This is a genomic window from Gardnerella sp. c10Ua_244 (genome assembly GCF_055818055.1).
The window spans coordinates 20570-37687 of the sequence record NZ_JARFVS010000001.1 but is presented as its reverse complement, the minus strand read 5'-3'; the positions used below and the strand labels follow the sequence as shown (position 1 = coordinate 37687).

The window sequence follows — 17118 nt, the reverse complement described above, 5'->3', positions numbered from 1 at the left end:
TCATATGGTTTGGTTCGAAGCCCCCTTCGTCTAACGGTTAGGACACCAGACTTTCAATCTGACAACAAGAGTTCGACTCTCTTAGGGGGTACAAATTACAACGCCGCTGGGTTTTCAGCGGCGTTTTTCGTTTTTTGTATTTCTGATGTTCGTATTTCTATTTTTGCTGCTTACCCTATTTTTCGTATTTTGCGCAGCAATTAGTTTTTCATATATTTTTTCTATAAATCGATATAAGATCTGACAATGTATTAAATATCACAAAAGGTATGTTGTGCTTTTTAGAGGTGATACACTTTCTCATTGGTACTTCTGCCCGGGCTGCGTAGGTCAGGAAGTATTCAATTCAGTAATTTACAATGCGCAGCAGCTTAAAAAGGATTTCCTATGAGCGATATTTTCAATACAAATAATAATGGGTTAGAATCATCTAATTGTGTAACGGATCAAGTGGATAGTAATGCTGCTTCTAGTATTAATAGGGTTATAAGCATGCGTTGGCGTGTTGCAGATATCGCATTAGGTGCTGCTCTTGCTGCTGTTTTTGGCGTTATCTTGTATGGCTATGGCTTGGTGTTTATTCCTTTGATTCGTACTTTGAATGCAGCTGTTCTTCCTGGTTTTGCAAGCATCACGCATGGTGTTTGGTATTTGTCTGGAACTCTTGCAGTTTTGCTTATTCGTAAGCCAGGTTCTGCAGTGTATGTAAATGTTGTTGCAGCATTTGTACAGGTGCTTCTTGGAACTCCGTTTAATATGCGAGATACGCTTATTTCCGCACTTTTGCAGGGTGTGTTTGCGGAGATTCCGTTCTTAATTTTCCGTTTGCGAAAGTTTAATTTGACTTTGAGCGCTCTTTCTGGTTTGCTTGTGGCTTTTGAGTATGGTGTGTTCTTAAGCTTCACTAAGTATCAGGCTAAGGCTCCAACTTATATTACTATTCACATGCTTAATGAGCTTATTAGTGGATTATTGCTTTCTGGAGTGCTTGTGTGGTTTGTGTATTTGGCTTTGCGCAAAACTGGTGCTCTTGATAACTTCGCATCTGGACGTTCTGACCGAGCTTGAAATCATCGGGATTTCAAGCTCCTTCAGAGCGTCGAGCTTGCTCAGGTTGAAAGCACGGTGTGTTTTCAACGCAAGCGAGGTCTGCCTTCGTTGTTATTAACGGAGGCAGATTTTGGTTGGTGTGGTTTTGTGTTGGGTTTTGTTTTTGTTTGTTTGGGTTTTGACCGAGCTTGAAATCATCGGGATTTCAAGCTCGGTAATCCTAAGCAAGGTCAAAAATTCGACTCACTGAGTTGGCGACGTTTATGGGTATGTGCTAATCTAGTCGTTGCTAACTTTGTTAGCGTGGGGCTTTAGCTCAGTCGGTTAGAGCAGCGGACTCATAATCCGTCGGTCCAGGGTTCAAGCCCCTGAGGCCCCACAAGATATTAATAATGCCACTTCATTATGATTTATGAAGTGGCATTTTTGCATCTTATAATTTAAATTTTATTTTTTGTTTTATTTGTTATTTTCTGCCATTGACAAGTAATCTGGTATTTGTTTTGGATACTTAGGCCATGCTCCTTCTTGAGTGCACACAAATGCTGCAGTATTAACAGCTGCGCGATGCGCCTCTTGCAAGCTTTCTCCCTTAAGAATATGCGCTGCAAATGTTCCTGAGAACGAGTCTCCAGCACCAACTGTGTCAAGAACTTCAACGTGTGGAGTTGGGATAGTTGAGCTTTCTCCAGTGCTAGTAGTAATCGTGCTAAAAGTAGAGCCGCCTGTAAGAATCACATAATCTAGTCCGTAACGAGCTTGGAACCACTTGCAAGCTTCCTCGTCTGAAGTGTCGCGAATATTGAACATATCGCGTAATAAGAATAGTTCCGAATCGTTAAGCTTAAATACTGTTGCTTCTTGAAGTAATGTGTCAATAAGATCCTTAGAGTAGTGATCGCTTCTAATGTTAATATCGAAGAACTTCATTGCTCCAGGCTTAGTATGCTTTAACAATTGCAAAATTGTGTCGTGAGTTTCTTGAGAACGTAAGCTTAGAGTGCCAAAGCATACTGCATCTGCTCGTTCTACTAAATCAATGAGTTCTCGAGTGTAAAGAATATGATCCCATGCTATATTTCGCAGAATAGTGTACTCTGGTATTCCATTTTTTAGTGTTACTTCTACAGTGCTTGTTGGCCAAGCGTTGCGTTGAATAATTGAAGCGATGCCAGCTTTGTTCACTTTGTCAATCAGCTCATCGCCGAGTTGGTCTTGACCAACAGCGCTAATCATGCAACTTTGCGCTCCGTGACACTGTGCATGATATGCAAAATTTGCTGGTGCTCCGCCAACACGTTTTCCGTGTGGAAGCAAATCCCATAAAAGTTCGCCGAGTGAAAGAACAATTGGCTTAGTCATAATATTCCTTTCGCACGCGTCAGTGCAGCAAGTTTGTAGAGCTATACTTTTTACTAAATATCTTCTCGCTTCTTCAAAAGCATTTTGATGCAAATTTTGCTTGTAAAAATGCTATACGAACAATTATGGTGCGCCCTTTCGATAAGTAATATGCGCAATGCGTGTTACGTTTCTATAGAGCGCACCATAAGTGCTATATTGTGTACGTTTAACTTAGCTTATGCTGGCGTACTATATTATTATTATTCTTTTTTATTATATTTTTCTATTATTTTGATTTATTGCTTAATGCTGAAAAATATCACTTTTGTGAGCTTGTTCAGCCATCCATGCTTCTACATCATCGATTTGCTTTGGAATGTCAATAGAAAGCCACTCTGGACCGTTTTCAGTCATTAGTACATCATCTTCAATACGAATTCCAATTCCGCGCATTTCTTCCGGTAGCATCAAATCGTTAGCTGCAAAGTATAATCCTGGCTCAATAGTGAATATCATTCCTGGAGTAATTTTTGCGCTCTGATAAGACTCGTAGCGTGCTTGTGCGCAATCGTGCACATCCAAACCAAGATGATGAGCAACGCCGCAAGCGTGCCAACGACGATGTTGTTGACCTTCTGGCGAAAGTGATTCTTCAACGCTTACTTTCAAAATTCCCCATTCGTGCAAGTGTTCAGCTAGAACGCGCATGCAAGCATGGTGAATATCGGAGTAGGTTGCACCTGGCTTAGCAGCCTCAAAACCGGCTTGCTGAGCGTCAAGAACGCACTGGTAAAGCTTCTTTTGTAAGTCAGTGAATTTGCCGTTCGTTGGGAAAGTTCGTGTAATGTCAGCAGTGTAGAGGCTGTTAACTTCAACGCCGGCATCAATAAGTAGCAATTCTCCGCTGGAAACAACGCCAGTGTTGCGCATCCAGTGCAAAATTGGCGCGTGCTTGCCTGAAGCAACAATAGTGTCGTAGCCTACTTCGTTGCCTTCTTCGCGAGCAACAGAATTAAAAGCACCCTCAATCATGCGCTCGGAATGCTCATGACCCAAAGCATTAGGCAAACGCGTAAGCATGCGGTCAAAACCAAGTTTTGTGGCGGCAATAGCTTTGCGCATTTCGCGAATTTCGTAGTCGTCCTTAAGCATTCGTGCTTCTGCAGCGAATTCGTGCAATTTATCGTCTGCGCAAGTGTTTGCATCTTCATCAGTAAATCCACTTGCTTCTCGCATTGTTTCAACTTTTGCAGTAAGCTCAGGATCGGTTTCTCGAACAATTCGCACGCGAATGCCTTCGCCATTAGCGTCGTCGCTTACGTTCTTTGCAATAGCGTCGTCAAGTTCTGCAATATCGCGCGTTTCAATGCCGGTCATTGCTTTAAGTTCTTTTAAGCCTGCGCGAGGACCAACCCAATATTCTCCGTAGTGAGGATCCTTGTAAAATGCTGAAGTGCTGTTATCTGCGCGTGGAGCTACAAAAAGTTCTGGCGTATGATTTTTACCGGCTTTTGCTTCTTCGCTATCTTTTTCAACCGGTTCCATAACAAGCACAGCACCAGCCTCATAGTCTTGACCTAAGCCAGTGTAGTAAGCAAATGTAGTGTCTGGACGGAAAGCATAATCGCAGTCGTTATTACGCACCTTTGGTTGTCCTGCAGGGATAACTAAACGTTCGCCTGGGAAACGCTTTGAAAGAGCCTCTAAACGAGCTGGAATGTACTTGCTAGATTCAAGAGCCTTAACTTCTGGCTCCTGGTTATCCCAGTTATTCGTCATAAAATCTTTAAAAGAATCACTGTTTGGACGAAGTGAACGGTTATTTACGCGATCTTCTGCCTTTTGTGTGCCGTCAGCTTTTAGCTCTTCGCCGTGCTCAGTTGGCGTATATTCTGCCATTATGAGACTCCTTAATTTTTGCTTGTTAATTTTTGCTTGCGCAAATTATACAAATAGTAAATAAACAGTCAATAAACTAACATAGTCTTATTTAGTGTTTTATGCGAGTTTTTTTTTTAGTGCAAAATAGCAAGATTTTATACGCAATTTACAAAGTGCGTTTAAAACGCTTTTGCTATGTGAATATTGTCACAACATATTTATATGCGTGTGTTGTTGGTATCAACTAATCTAGATAGTTGGAAAATGAGTAAGCGAGCGTAAAAATTAGGGGGAGTAGTTATGTCTATTGAAAATCCAAATCGCAATAATGAGCGAATTGTTGATATCGAACGCAATATTATGAGTCGAGCTCCAGAACACAATAAAACTAATCTCGACTTGGATCGCATGCGTCTTATTCTCGATATTTTAGGTCATCCAGAGCAGTCTATGCGTGTTATTCACATAACTGGTACGAACGGCAAAGGTTCTACTGCTCGAATGGCTGAGTCGATTTGTCGAGCATACGGTTTGCGAACCGGATTATATACTTCTCCACATTTGGAGCGCGTAAATGAGCGCATTATGATTGATGGACAGGAAATTAGTGACGATCAGTTCGTCGATGTGTGGGATCAAATGAAAGACATTATCGACATGGTTGATGCTCGCATGGAAGCTGACGGTAAGCCAAAAATGAGCTTTTTTGAAGTGCTTACAGCCATGGCAATTTGGGCTTTTGCGGACGCTCCTGTTGATGTTGCTGTTATGGAAGTTGGCATGGGGGGCGAATGGGATGCCACTAATGTTATGAATGCTGATGCTGCAATTATTGGGCCGGTTGATATGGATCACATGCAATGGCTTGGAAACACTGTTGAAGAGATTGCGCGTACGAAGGCTGGTATTATTAAGCCAAATTGCACTGTTATTTTGGGTCCTCAGCCGCATGAAGCTAAGGTTTTGCCAATTATTAAGGAAGTTGCGGAGCGCAACCATGCTACATTATTGCGCGATTCTTCTTATGGCGATGGCGAACTTGAAGTTGTGTCTCGTACTCCTGCAGTTGGTGGACAGGTTGTTACTTTGCGTACGCCTCTTGGCACTTATGAGGATGTTCCGGTTGACAAGTTTGGCAAGCATCAGGCTCATAATGCTTTGGCAGCTCTTGCTGCTGCGGAGGTTGTGCTGCCTGTAAGTGGTGCTTTGGATGGCGATTTAGTTGCAGAGGCTTTAAGTCAGGTTAAGGTTCCTGGGCGTATTGAGCAGGTTCGTACTTCGCCGACAATCATTATTGACGGTGGACATAACGTGAATGCTGCCGAGTCTCTTCGTGAAACTATTGAAGAAAACTATCATTTTGAGCAGCTTATTGGCGTTGTGGCAATGATGGCAGATAAGCAAGTTGAAGAATACTTGGGTGTTCTTGAACCTATTTTGACGAAGATTATTGTTACGCGTAATTCTTGGCGTGACCGTGTAATGGATCCAGAAGAGCTCGAAAAGATTGCTGAAGGCGTATTTGGCGAGGATCGCGTAATTCGTGTTGACGAGTTGCCGGATGCTATTCAAACTGCTGTTGATTTAGTTGATGAAGACGATGAGCTTGGTGTGGGCTATGGTCACGGAGTGCTTATTTGCGGTAGTTTCGTCACTGCAGGAGACGCGCGCACAATGCTTGTTGAGCACGTGAATCCGGATTTAAAAAAGCCTAAAGATCAGCGCGTAGCAATCCACCCAAATATTGACGAATCTTGAAAATTAAGCTATTTGTGCTACTTAATTCGCAAAGATTTAGCTTTTTCTACAGTATTTTTTACAAGTACTGCTTGAGCGTCAACTAACGGTATTTGCGGAAGAGGAAAAGCTTCATTAAGTACGCTTAATTCTGTGCAACCCAAAATAAGTGCGTCGCAACGGCACGTTCCTGCAGGGTCGAGCATGTCGCTTAAAACGGACTCGTAACGGCGTAAATTAAGATTGCCTGTGCCTTTTACATCATCATAAATAAGTGATGTAATGCGTTTTTGCAAATCGTCGTCGGGTGCTACGAATGTGTATCCTGCTTCTTCTATAGCGCGCTGATACACTCCAGCTTTACGCGATCCTGCAGTACCTAAGAATCCAATACGGTTACATTTAGACTTTGGGTAACGTTTAGAAACTTCAGCTACAGCACCACGCGGCATATGTATAATTGGCACGTCGGTGAGTGCTTGGAACTTATCGTAAAAGTAATGCGCAGTATTGCACGTGAGCACAATAAATGAAGCACCTATTGCAGTTGCTTTAGCTATGTCGTCTGCAAGAGTAGGGAATGGGCTTTCGGATGATTCGCCAACAATATATGCTGTTCTATCTGGCACAGAAGCATCATTGAATACCACATAATCTAAAAACTCTTGATCGTTATGTGCATGCGTTTCTTTATTAAGTAAACGAATATAGCTTTCTGTTGCAAGTGTGCCCATGCCGCCAAGTACAGCAAAAAACGGACGTTTCATTGTCTCATATTCCCTTCAAAGTTACGTAATAATTTTCACGCTTTATTGCGGAAAAATTCTGCGTAACGCCTTGTGTAAATTGAAAACATATGACGAATCATCAACCAGCGTAGCAGATTCATATCTTTTTTATATTCTAGCGTAGTGCCCCAATCGCTGCGACGAATCATATTAAGACCGCGCTTCTTTTCATCGCCTTCTGCTACATAATTGCAAAATATCGATCGCGGAATCTCCATCCACAACTTTTCTCCACGACCGAACACAGTATTTCCGTCAAAAGGCTTATGGTCAATTAAATCTTCAACAAAATATTTAGCAATATTAAATCCGTTTAAAGTGACGAAATAGCTTGAACGGCCTTGGCGTAAATTGATTTCAAAAAGCTTATATTTTCCGTCTCTCTCATCGTATTTCATATCAAAATTAGCTACGCCAACGTAATGTATATCTTCCAAAAATGCTTTAATATTTTGGAAAACTTCTTCATTGTAGTCTGGAATAATAGCTGCATAATTTCCGATTGCTTCTGGAGTTGGATCCTCTAGTAGAGGGTGTCCTAGAAACATCATGCGCACATGATGATCGCTATCAACGTAAGCATTTAGCACACGCATGCGGCTGTCGTCTCCAGGAATAAAGTCTTGCAAAATCATTTCGTCATCGTAGCCAGCTTTGTACGACCGTTGAATAAGAGTATCAAGTTCTTGCGGAGTATTGATAATAAAAGCTTTTTTACGTCCCTCAAAATCAATATCAAGCCATTTAGTGCTATTCGCTGGTTTCATAGCAATAGGGAAGCTGAATGGCAAATCTTCATAAGCGTGCGCTGCTACTTCTTGAGCGTTTACAACTTTAGTTTTTGGATGAGGAAGATTGTATTTTTCACAAGTTTTATAGAATGAGCTTTTAAGGCTAAGCTGGCGATTGAGCGAATTTGGCAATGTGTGGAAAGCAAAATATTCGTGCAATTCATCACCGCATTGGCTTAGAAGGTTCGCATATACGTCGCCGCAAGGAATAAGCAGAAGTTTGGTATTAGGATGCTCTTGATGCCATGATTTAGCAAAATTAAGCATTGTATTGCGGAATGTAGGAAGTTCTCCAAAGCCTGGAACAATTCTCACATCGACAATTTTGCTAAATTTCGTAGGTGAAAGTTGGAAGTGCGCAAAAGCAATTGAAGTAATGCCATATTCTTCATGGAATGCTCGAGCCATGCCATATGCGTTTATATCGCTACCGAGTAACACAGGTTGGAATCGTTGATTATTCATTTGTATCTTCTTCATTTGTTTTAGTTTGTTAGCTAGCTTGTTATTTAGTTTATGTAGTAATTGCGTTTATTTTATTCGTATATTTTCATACTTTCGCATAAGCGTATTACAGACCAAAAAGACGCTTTATTACGAATGAATCACCCTCATACGGTACATGCTTTCGTTTGTTTTTAATCCAACGTTCATCGCCCTTACCAATAGCAAGAAGAATGTTTAATCTTCCATTTTCTTGTTCGCTGTTTGCAGCATCGTTGTAAGCGTATTCTATTGCTTCAGCTCTGTCGATAATAATGCGTGAAGAAACATTTGGGTTAGTAACATAACTTTGCATATCCTCGCAAATATGCATTACGTCTTCAGTATCAGTATCTTCAGTAGTGAAAATAAACTGTTCTATGCGGTTTTGCGCGGCTTCAACAATTTCTTTACGGCGGTCGACAGCTTTATCTCCTGTGGAACCAGTTATTAGCGTAATTCGAGGATTAAATTTGCCGTAGCGTTCTTCTACAAAGTCAAGAACTGATTTTGTAGAAATGTAGTTATGCGCATAGTCGACAACTGCAATCATGTTTGAGTGCGTGTCTTTGAAAACTTCCATGCGTCCAGAAATTTTCACGTTCTCAATAGCGTGTAGTGCGTGTAAATCAGTATCCTGATTAATTCCCAATTCTCCTGCAATAGCGATCGCAGCTAAAGCATTTTCGTAGTTAAAATCTCCTGCAATAGACAATGCGAATTCGTCAATAGGGCAGTAGTGCACGTCTTCTTCGTAGTTGTTATCTTCATAGTCGTCGTCTTCGCTTGAGTCTCGCATAGCGATGCAATGTGATTCACTATTTTCTACTGGCATTGCAATGTAGTCAGGAGTAAGTAATTCCGTGTAATCGTCATCGTTAGCAGGCGCGCAATAATTTATGCGATCGTCGTCAAGATCATCGAAATTGTCATTTTCGCAAGCATCGCCTTCTATTTCATCTTTTTTAATGCGAGCAAAAGTTGTTACGAGCACATTGTTGCGTTCCGCATCTTGTAAAAGAAGATCTGCATGATCTGTATCAGAATTTAGTACTAAACGCTTAGTATTTGCAATAATTTGTCGTTTGCAATACAAGTAATCTTCAAAAGTTGGGTGCTCAATAGGGCTAATGTGGTCTGGGCTAATGTTCAAGAATGCTGCAACATCGAATTTAAGACCGTATACGCGATTCACCTTATATGCTTGCGAAGAAACTTCCATAACAAGATACTTCATGCCGTTATCTACAGCTTCGCGCATCATTTTGAAAGCATCAAAACTTTCAGGAGTAGTTAAATTAGATTCAACGTAATTTTTTCCGTCTACGCAATTATCTACTGAAGAAAACAGTGCTGCTTTACCGTGCGAATGGGAGTTTAGAATAGCGTGAGTAAAGTAGGCTGTAGTTGTTTTGCCTTTAGTTCCAGTAATTCCAACAATAGTGAGTTTTTCTTGTGGATTTCCAAAGAATGCTGCTGCAAGCACGCTCATTGCTTTTTTAGCATCCGTAACAATTAAACCAACAGCTTTTGTGTATTGTGCGTAGCTTTGTTCAGCAACATATGCAGCAAGTCCTTTGTTGTCTGCATCTAAAAGATATTCCGACTGAAAATTGCCTTTAATAAACAGAAGTGTTCCAGGTGTAATATCGCGAGTATCGTAAGTTGCGTTAGTGAAGCACTCGTCTGCATCAATATTTGGGAAATAATACGGATTTAAAGACCATATTTCATTGCGAGAATGAGTAGAGTCTACAGTTTTTTCTTTAGTATTAGCAGTATTAGCACTATTAGTATCTTCTGCTTTACCATATTGAATCATTTCGCGCAACAAACCATAGTGTTGCAAAATTTCACTTGCGCTTGCTAATGACAACGTGTTATGCATGATCATAATTTACTTCTTTTCACCAAATGTTTTATAGCCATGTTCCAGTAATAGGCTCACGTCCGTGAGATTGCAGCCATTGATTGAAGCTATCTCGCCAATTAATATAAGCTTCGCGCTGCCAATCCATCATAGTATTCAGTCTCATGCAACTTACTGACTCATATAGTTTGCTCATTGGAGCAATCAAATCAAGAGCTGCAACTGTGTCTGCTGTAGCATCGTGGAAATCTCCGATTGGTTCAACTCCATAAAATTGAGATGTAATAGTGAGAGTACGCTTGCCGGATCTTCTAGAAACAGCTCTATCGATAACAAGAGGGTCAACAGTAAGAATGTCATTAGCGTTTAGTGCATGTATTGAACAAGTTGCGCGTTCTTCTAGCGCAGTAAGATGCCAACGCTTCAAGTCGTGACGTAACATTGCAATATCAAATGGAGCGTTATAAGCAAGTAGTGGAATATTCTTAGCTTGAGCCATGCTTACTGCGCGTGCAAGGAATTCAAGTTCTTCTTCAGGCTCTCCGCCGTGTTCTTGAAGGTATTCGTCTGTGAAACCATTTACTTCGCTTGCCTTAGGATTCATAGGCTGATGAGGGTTAATTAACCAAGTTGATACCACATCTCCAGCGTGAGCTAGTTCAGGATTGCGTAATACTAGAGTTGCAGAAACAATGGCATCTTTACCAATATTTGCACCTGTAGTTTCAGTGTCGAAACCAAGTAACCATGATTCAGCAAGTAATGTATTTTCATCTTGCTTAGGTGCTAAATCTAAAGCATTTAACAATTCTTGAATATGAGTTGGCATAGTCACAATACTACCGCAATGTCACGCAATGTCACACTATGCCGCGCTGCGTTATTGTGCTGCGATGTGTTATCATCTTGCGCTGCGCTACAGTATGCAACACGACAAATTAGTAGCTATATGTGCAAAATGAAAGTATTATTGACTATATGAGTGAGCAAATCGAGAAGACAAATGTTATGTGCTCTAAAAGCGTAAGAGCTAAAAAACAAAGTGCAAAAAATTGTAATGCTCGCTTATTTAGTGATCGTTTAGTAAATACTAAGCAAAGTTCTGCAATGGAAAGTCGACGCAAAAGATTTGAACAACTTGTATCTACTTGCGTTGATCCTTTATACACCCAAGCTATGCGTCTTACGCAAAATGCGCAGGATGCGCAAGATTTAGTGCAAGATACTTTTGAGCGCGCTCTTAAATCTTTTGAAACTTTTCAGCCTGACACAAATTTTGCTGCTTGGATTAACAGGATTGAACGAAATTTGTATTTTAATCAGTACGCGAAAGCAAAACGAAGCCCTAAACGTGCTAACGATGAAACTGGTGACTACAATGATTGGGATATTTATGAGGCTTCTAATCATTGCGCAAAAGGAATGCTTTCTGCTGAACAAGAATATTTAGAAGGGTTTGCTCCACAAGAGATTATTGCGGCGCTTAGTAAGTTGCCACCTGAGCGTAGAAAAGTTTTTATTGAAGTTGCTATTCGAGGTAAATCTTATAAACAAATTGCGCAAGAAGAAGGCGTAAAAATAGGAACTGTTATGAGTAGACTTAACCGCGCTCGCATGCAACTTAAACGTGAGCTTTCTGATTATTCTAGTGAATAAAAGTATGTTAAAACGAAAAAGCCCACGATTGACGTGGGCTTTACAGTATGTATAAGCGAATTTATAGCTTAAGCATTTGGTCTTTTGCCATGATTCGCTGCTTTTTTACGACGCGCCTTGCGCTTGCGGCCACGCATACCCATAATGCACTCCTTAACGATTAATGAACAACCTTAGGGATTATCGCACGTTGCCAAGACGTTATATTTGTCAACGTACTAATCTCGTGCGAGCAATCACTTGTTGGTAGCAATATTTGCAGTGATAAAGCTTATGTTGCTTATGCTGCTATATCAGCTACAGTTGCGTTTAATAATGTTACGATATCTTGAGGATCAAGAACTACGTCCAATCCTCGTTTTCCTCCAGAAACAAGAATCTCATCAAATTGCATTACGCTACTATCTAGTACTGTTTCATGATGCGTTTTTTGTCCGAATGGTGAAATTCCGCCAACTACGTAGCCGCTTTCTCGTTGCGCGACTTCTGGGCTTGTCATACTTGCTTTCTTTGCGTGTACGGCTCCTGCAATTGCTTTCATATTGAGACGTCCGTTTACTGGAACAATTCCAACTACTCGCTTTTCACCAGTGTCAACCATGAGAGTTTTGCAAACTTGAGCTGCGCTTACGCCTAGCTTCTCAGCAGCCTCAATTCCGTAGCCGTCGTCCATGTGATTAGCGTCATGCTCGTATTGCGCTATGCGGAAGGTGATGCCTGCGTTTTCGAGTTGCGCAATAGCAGGAGTTGCTTTTCCGGTTTCTGCATGTTTTTTACTCATTTGTTACCGTGCCTTATACTCAGCCATCAAATTGTGTTACATGATATGCTATACCGACTGTTGACTTAATGTATATTAAACATATAAACCCCTTGTGGAGCTTAGAAAGCAGCACAAGGGGTTTTTGATATATTAAATATTCGCACAAGCAACTATTGCTAATCGATGCTTAGCGAAATCACTCGGAGATTTCAGCGAAGTAAAGAAGGGTGCGAATCATGTTGGAAGTGAAGCCGTACTCGTTGTCGTAGAAGGTAACGGTACGAGCCAAAGTTACACCGTCAACAGTGTTCACATCGGTCTGAGTTGGATCGAAAACGCCACCGTGGGTGTCGCCGATGATGTCAGAAGACACGATGCTGTCTGCATTGTAACCGAAGTACTCGCAGTTTTCGAAAGCCTTCTTGAAAGCATCGTTAATTTCTTCAGTGGTTGCTGGCTTCTCAAGAACAGTAGTTAACTCGGTAACAGAGCCGTCTGGAACTTGAATGCGCTGTGCGTGACCCTGGAGCTTGCCGTTAACTTCTGGCACAACCTTGCCGATTGCCTTAGCAGCGCCGGTGGAGTGCTCAATGGTGTTGCAAGCTGCGGAACGGTTGTTGCGTGGCTTGGAGCCGCGTGGGCCGTCGAGAATCATCTGAGTGCCGGTGTATGCGTGAATTGTGGTCATGAAGCCGGACTTGATTCCCCAGTTATCTTGAAGCAACTTCACCATTGCGGCCATGGAGTTGGTGGTGCAAGAACCAGCGGAAACAATGTTGTCAGAAGCCTTCAAGATTTCGTGGTTAACACCGAACACAACTGTTGGAGTGGTTTCGTCCTTAGCAGGAGCAGAAATAAGAACCTTCTTAGCGCCTGCGTTCAAGTGAGCCTGGGACTTTTCTGCAGAAGTGTAGAAACCGGTGCATTCGAGAACGAATTCAACGCCATCGTTCTTAACCCATGGAATGTTATTTGCGTCTTTTTCGGCGTAAACCTTATAAGTCTTGCCATCTACAACGATTGCGTCTTCGGTGGAGGTTACCTCAACTGGGGTGCCGTCATCGTGGCGGAATGTGCCGTGGGTGCTGTCATACTTGAGCAAGTAGGCGAGCATCGAAGGGGTGGTCAGATCGTTGATGGCTGCGACTTCGATGTCACCTGCTTGACCGCCGCGAGCTTGAAGCTCAAAAATACGACGGAATGCGAGACGACCGATACGACCGAAACCATTAATACCAATCTTGACTGTCATGTGGTTCTCCCTTGAGTGAGACCTCGTGCGCAACGTTTTAAGCCGCGCTATTTTCGCGATGAAAACTCACGCATTTAGGTCATCGTTATTTGAATTAACGGTGTTCATTTTAGTGTGCGGTATGTACGAAGAGTTGTAATATAGCTCACTTTTATTGCAATAATGCATTGTGAGAACAGTGAGCGTTAACATGCTGTGTTTTATGAGTGTTTTTGTGAATTTTTTGATAGTTTCCAGTTGCGTTTTTGCATAACATTTTACGAATCAATATTGTTCAATTGAACAACGCATGTAATGTTAAAAAGAAAAAGGCTGACGAGTTTTCAAGTAAAAGAACCTCGTCAGCCATTTGTGCAAACTAAAGTTTGCGCTATTCGTTATACGTCATTGCTTCAGCAGCTGCAGTAGTCGAATATGTTGGAGTAGTTTCGCTTTCAAGAGGAACTGCTAATGCCTCAGATATAGAAGTATCGACTTCGCCTAAATCTCCAATTGGTCTTTTAAACCAGCTCACCTGTGGTAATGGAGCATTAATAGGGAAGGTTACAATAAGTGTTCCTTCATGAACGTCAATATGAGCAGGCGTATCATTTAATAATTCGTTACTTAAACCTTGTACTGCATCTCCATGCATGGTTGCGTGTTTAAGCTGATACTTTAATCCAACTTCATTTACATCATTAGAAACTGGAGTATGAGAAAAAACGGAAACTATGCGCAAATCATTTCCAGATGATGCTGGAAAATCAAGAGATCCATCATGTATTGCTGTAACAATTTGACCGTCGCCGTACAAGAATCCAATTCCACCGCGACGCGCTAAACGAACCATAAGTTGAATATTAGAAATAGTATGGTCAACTCGACCACCTAATCCTCCGAAAATATGAAATTCTCGAGAGCCTTTAGCCCAACCGACTTTCAACGCAGAAAGTAAGTCCGGATCATCTTTTTCTGCAGGCAATCTAGTAATAACTGCATCAGTAGGGAGCTTTAATCTAACAGAGTCAAAATCGCCGATGAGCGCATCCACATGCAAACCTAATTTACATGCATGATCCCAGCCTCCATCAGCTGCAATTGTTAAAGCGCGATCTGGCACATGCTCACGCGTATGGTCGTAATAATCTCCTGCTGCTAATACTACGCAGCGTTGCAAAGGTTCCATAGCAACATAATAACGCTGCATTTGTACTGATACCATACATTTACAACAAGAGTTTATAAGCGTAGTTGTTAACCAACATTTGACTATGTTTTATGCCATTTTTGGATTTGATATTAACGTATTTTATTGCTTTTATTCCGGCAAATACAGGAATTTTTAGACTAATACTCGCTTAACATAAAGTGCTTGGTGTAATATTGCATGGCAAGTTAGATTTTCCAAGTTATTATGGATTTTCGTTAATTATTTGCTAGTAGACTAACGTAATGCTGTGTTGTATATTCTACGAGGAGAAATAAATGTGCGGAATTGCAGGGTTCATTAATGACACCCCAATTAACGTCAAAAGCCAAATTGTAAAAGATATGACAGATGTGATTGCGCATCGTGGTCCTGACGAGTATGGAACTATGATTGACGAACACGCAGCACTTGGTTTTCGTCGACTTAGCATTATAGATCTTCACGGTGGATCCCAACCTATGTACAACGAGGATGGGAATCTTGCAGTTACTTTTAATGGCGAGATTTATAACTACAAGCCACTTCGCGAAGAACTTATTAAAGCTGGTCACACTTTCCATACTGATTGCGATACAGAAGTATTAGTGCACGGATACGAAGAGTGGGGTAAAGGCTTACTTAATCGTTTACGCGGAATGTTTGCATTTGTTATTTGGAACAAGAGTACTCAAGAATTGTTTGGCGCCCGCGACCATTTCGGTATTAAGCCTTTTTATTATGCGCAAATGAACGGTACTTTTATGTACGGATCCGAAATTAAATCTTTACTGCGCCATCCAGATTTTAAGAAGGAACTTAACGAAAATGCGCTTAAGCCGTTTATGACATTCCAATATCCTGCAATTAACGAAACTTTCTTCAAAGGCGTTTTTAAGCTTCGTGAAGGTAATTGCTTTACGTATAAGAATGGCGAAATGAAGATTGAGCAATATTATGATCCTAATTTCAAAGAAACAAAGCAACGCTTGAATGAATTAGTTGATTCTATTGATAAAACAGTTTGTGATTCTGTTCAAGCTCACCAAATTGCGGATGTTGAAGTTGGTTCGTTCCTTTCTTCTGGAGTTGATTCAAGTTATGTTGCCGCTGTTGCACGCCCTGAACACACATATTCTATTGGTTTTGCCGGTGGAAGATACAATGAATCCAAACAAGCAAGCGAATTGGCAAAAATTATTGGCTTAAACAATAAATCTGAAATTATTGACGCCGCTGACGCATTCCGTTATTTCCCACAAATTCAGTGGTATTTGGACGAACCTGATTCTAACTTCTCTTGCGTCCCATTATTCTTCCTTGCAAAATTAGCTTCGCAAGATTTACGCGTTGTGCTAAGCGGTGAGGGAGCAGATGAATTATTTGCAGGATACATTGATTATGGTGTTCACACGCGTTCTAAACTTATTAAAGTTGTGACTCGCATGCTTGCAAAGTTGCCAAAAAAGTTGCGTTACGCGATTGGTCGAGCTGCAAAAGGAAAGCATTTCCACGGAGCATGGCATTTGTACGCTAATTTGGCTCCAGCTGAGGAGCATTTTATCGGTCAGTCAAAGGTTTTCAATGAGGAAGATGCTGTAAAACTTTTGAAACCTGAGTATCGCAAAGGTCCTAGCGTTCGCAGCATCGTCGATGCTATTTACAATAGAATTGCTGGTAAGGGACTTTCTGAAGTCAAGAAAAAGCAATATCTTGATATGCATCAATGGATGCCAGGAGATATTTTGCTTAAGGCAGATAAAATGACTATGGCACATTCTTTGGAGCTTCGCGTGCCTTTGCTTGATCGCGTTCTTATGGATGTTGCAGAAAAAGTTCCTACTAAATATTTAATTACTGACGAAAATACGAAGTTTGCTTTCCGACAAGCTGCGTCCCGTCATTTGCCAAAAGCTTGGTATGACAGAGAAAAGCTTGGTTTCCCTGTGCCAGTTAAGGATTGGTTGCGCGAGGAACGTTTTTATAAGATTGTGCGTAAGACGTTTGAAAGTGACGATGCTGCTAAATTCTTCGATAGAGATGCTTTACTTCGTATGATTGACGATAATTATGCAAAGAGAAATGACGATCGTCGTAAGATTTGGACAGTTTACACATTCCTGACTTGGTATGATGTGTACTTTAATCATGATGGATTGAAGCCTGAGCCGATGCAGTTAGCGTAGAAATCGCATAGTTCTAGCTTTGATTTGCGGCAGTCAAAACACATTTCGTGTGTTGGCTGCCTTTTTGTCAAGGCTTCTAGTAAAATAGATATTCGGCTTGAGTAATCAAGAAAGTGGGATGTCCCCACCTGGAAGCCTACTGTGGTTTC

At 41.3% G+C, this 17118-nt stretch carries 14 protein-coding genes and 2 tRNA genes; 6 read left to right on the top strand and 10 right to left on the bottom strand.

Features of this window, described 5'->3' with window-relative positions:
- The first annotated feature begins 19 nt into the window (after window positions 1-19).
- The 3 genes from P0108_RS00180 (at window position 20) to P0108_RS00170 (ending at window position 1429) form a co-directional block, all read left to right on the top strand.
- Window positions 20-91 (top strand) — tRNA-Glu (locus P0108_RS00180).
- A 296-nt stretch (window positions 92-387) separates the two neighbouring features.
- A complete protein-coding gene (locus P0108_RS00175; RefSeq protein ID WP_174182620.1) occupies window positions 388-1068 on the top strand; it encodes an ECF transporter S component in 681 nt (226 codons plus the stop codon).
- 287 nt (window positions 1069-1355) lie between these two features.
- A tRNA-Ile gene (locus P0108_RS00170) sits at window positions 1356-1429 on the top strand.
- An 80-nt stretch (window positions 1430-1509) separates the two neighbouring features.
- Here the strand turns inward: P0108_RS00170 and P0108_RS00165 are convergent.
- Together P0108_RS00165 and P0108_RS00160 are read right to left on the bottom strand one after the other, a co-directional pair.
- Window positions 1510-2412, bottom strand: coding sequence for a carbohydrate kinase family protein (locus tag P0108_RS00165; RefSeq protein WP_004110445.1), 903 nt, complete (start codon window positions 2410-2412; stop codon window positions 1510-1512).
- Between the two features lie 285 nt (window positions 2413-2697).
- Window positions 2698-4293 carry an aminopeptidase P family protein gene (locus P0108_RS00160; RefSeq protein ID WP_102703414.1) on the bottom strand — a complete coding sequence of 532 codons (1596 nt, stop codon included), beginning with the start codon at window positions 4291-4293 and terminating at the stop codon, window positions 2698-2700.
- A 282-nt stretch (window positions 4294-4575) separates the two neighbouring features.
- On the opposite strand from P0108_RS00160, the gene P0108_RS00155 reads away from it, so the two are divergent.
- On the top strand, window positions 4576-6033 hold the full coding sequence (locus tag P0108_RS00155) for a bifunctional folylpolyglutamate synthase/dihydrofolate synthase (protein ID WP_064621380.1): 1458 nt from the start codon (window positions 4576-4578) through the stop codon (window positions 6031-6033).
- A gap of 17 nt (window positions 6034-6050) precedes the next feature.
- Here P0108_RS00155 and P0108_RS00150 read toward each other — a convergent pair whose 3' ends face one another.
- From P0108_RS00150 to P0108_RS00135, 4 genes are all read right to left on the bottom strand, one after another.
- Window positions 6051-6779: an aspartate/glutamate racemase family protein gene (locus tag P0108_RS00150; protein ID WP_064621381.1), complete on the bottom strand. Its 729-nt coding sequence runs from the start codon at window positions 6777-6779 to the stop codon at window positions 6051-6053.
- 35 nt (window positions 6780-6814) lie between these two features.
- Window positions 6815-8056 (bottom strand): carboxylate--amine ligase, encoded by a 1242-nt coding sequence (locus P0108_RS00145; protein ID WP_064621382.1) that lies wholly within the window; start codon window positions 8054-8056, stop codon window positions 6815-6817.
- Window positions 8057-8162: 106 nt separating this feature from the next.
- The gene (locus tag P0108_RS00140; protein ID WP_064621383.1) at window positions 8163-9968 is read right to left on the bottom strand and encodes a UDP-N-acetylmuramoyl-L-alanyl-D-glutamate--2,6-diaminopimelate ligase; all 1806 of its coding nucleotides are present in this window, start codon (window positions 9966-9968) and stop codon (window positions 8163-8165) included.
- Between the two features lie 25 nt (window positions 9969-9993).
- Entirely contained in the window at window positions 9994-10773 is a 780-nt protein-coding gene (locus P0108_RS00135; protein WP_064621398.1) for an exonuclease domain-containing protein, read from the bottom strand.
- A 278-nt stretch (window positions 10774-11051) separates the two neighbouring features.
- On the opposite strand from P0108_RS00135, the gene P0108_RS00130 reads away from it, so the two are divergent.
- Entirely contained in the window at window positions 11052-11600 is a 549-nt protein-coding gene (locus tag P0108_RS00130; RefSeq protein WP_410311029.1) for a sigma-70 family RNA polymerase sigma factor, read from the top strand.
- A gap of 68 nt (window positions 11601-11668) precedes the next feature.
- Here the strand turns inward: P0108_RS00130 and P0108_RS00125 are convergent, their stop codons facing one another.
- The 4 genes from P0108_RS00125 to P0108_RS00110 all read right to left on the bottom strand — a co-directional run bounded on the left by P0108_RS00125 (window position 11669) and on the right by P0108_RS00110 (window position 14783).
- A complete protein-coding gene (locus P0108_RS00125) occupies window positions 11669-11743 on the bottom strand; it encodes a 50S ribosomal protein bL37 (protein ID WP_369803150.1) in 75 nt (24 codons plus the stop codon).
- 137 nt (window positions 11744-11880) lie between these two features.
- Window positions 11881-12381 (bottom strand): Cys-tRNA(Pro) deacylase, encoded by a 501-nt coding sequence (ybaK, locus tag P0108_RS00120; protein WP_473730662.1) that lies wholly within the window; start codon window positions 12379-12381, stop codon window positions 11881-11883.
- A gap of 178 nt (window positions 12382-12559) precedes the next feature.
- Window positions 12560-13615 carry a type I glyceraldehyde-3-phosphate dehydrogenase gene (gene gap / locus P0108_RS00115; RefSeq protein WP_004573912.1) on the bottom strand — a complete coding sequence of 352 codons (1056 nt, stop codon included), beginning with the start codon at window positions 13613-13615 and terminating at the stop codon, window positions 12560-12562.
- Window positions 13616-13985: 370 nt separating this feature from the next.
- The gene (locus P0108_RS00110; protein ID WP_064621400.1) at window positions 13986-14783 is read right to left on the bottom strand and encodes a thiamine diphosphokinase; all 798 of its coding nucleotides are present in this window, start codon (window positions 14781-14783) and stop codon (window positions 13986-13988) included.
- A 299-nt stretch (window positions 14784-15082) separates the two neighbouring features.
- Between P0108_RS00110 and asnB the strand changes: the two genes are divergently transcribed.
- Window positions 15083-16969, top strand: a complete 1887-nt coding sequence (gene asnB, locus P0108_RS00105; protein WP_064621386.1) for an asparagine synthase (glutamine-hydrolyzing) — start codon at window positions 15083-15085, stop codon at window positions 16967-16969.
- Window positions 16970-17118 lie beyond the last annotated feature (149 nt).

What these genes read in the sequence shown, in the direction of transcription:
- P0108_RS00150 (WP_064621381.1), bottom strand. Translation starts at nt 6,779, where the DNA reads ATGAAACGTCCGTTTTTTGCTGTACTTGGCGGCATGGGCACACTTGCA.
- P0108_RS00155 (WP_064621380.1), top strand. Translation starts at nt 4,576, where the DNA reads ATGTCTATTGAAAATCCAAATCGCAATAATGAGCGAATTGTTGATATC.
- asnB (WP_064621386.1), top strand. Translation starts at nt 15,083, where the DNA reads ATGTGCGGAATTGCAGGGTTCATTAATGACACCCCAATTAACGTCAAA.
- P0108_RS00140 (WP_064621383.1), bottom strand. Translation starts at nt 9,968, where the DNA reads ATGATCATGCATAACACGTTGTCATTAGCAAGCGCAAGTGAAATTTTG.
- P0108_RS00145 (WP_064621382.1), bottom strand. Translation starts at nt 8,056, where the DNA reads ATGAATAATCAACGATTCCAACCTGTGTTACTCGGTAGCGATATAAAC.
- P0108_RS00160 (WP_102703414.1), bottom strand. Translation starts at nt 4,293, where the DNA reads ATGGCAGAATATACGCCAACTGAGCACGGCGAAGAGCTAAAAGCTGAC.
- P0108_RS00165 (WP_004110445.1), bottom strand. Translation starts at nt 2,412, where the DNA reads ATGACTAAGCCAATTGTTCTTTCACTCGGCGAACTTTTATGGGATTTG.
- P0108_RS00175 (WP_174182620.1), top strand. Translation starts at nt 388, where the DNA reads ATGAGCGATATTTTCAATACAAATAATAATGGGTTAGAATCATCTAAT.
- P0108_RS00135 (WP_064621398.1), bottom strand. Translation starts at nt 10,773, where the DNA reads ATGCCAACTCATATTCAAGAATTGTTAAATGCTTTAGATTTAGCACCT.
- P0108_RS00130 (WP_410311029.1), top strand. Translation starts at nt 11,052, where the DNA reads ATGGAAAGTCGACGCAAAAGATTTGAACAACTTGTATCTACTTGCGTT.
- P0108_RS00110 (WP_064621400.1), bottom strand. Translation starts at nt 14,783, where the DNA reads ATGGAACCTTTGCAACGCTGCGTAGTATTAGCAGCAGGAGATTATTAC.
- gap (WP_004573912.1), bottom strand. Translation starts at nt 13,615, where the DNA reads ATGACAGTCAAGATTGGTATTAATGGTTTCGGTCGTATCGGTCGTCTC.
- ybaK (WP_473730662.1), bottom strand. Translation starts at nt 12,381, where the DNA reads ATGAGTAAAAAACATGCAGAAACCGGAAAAGCAACTCCTGCTATTGCG.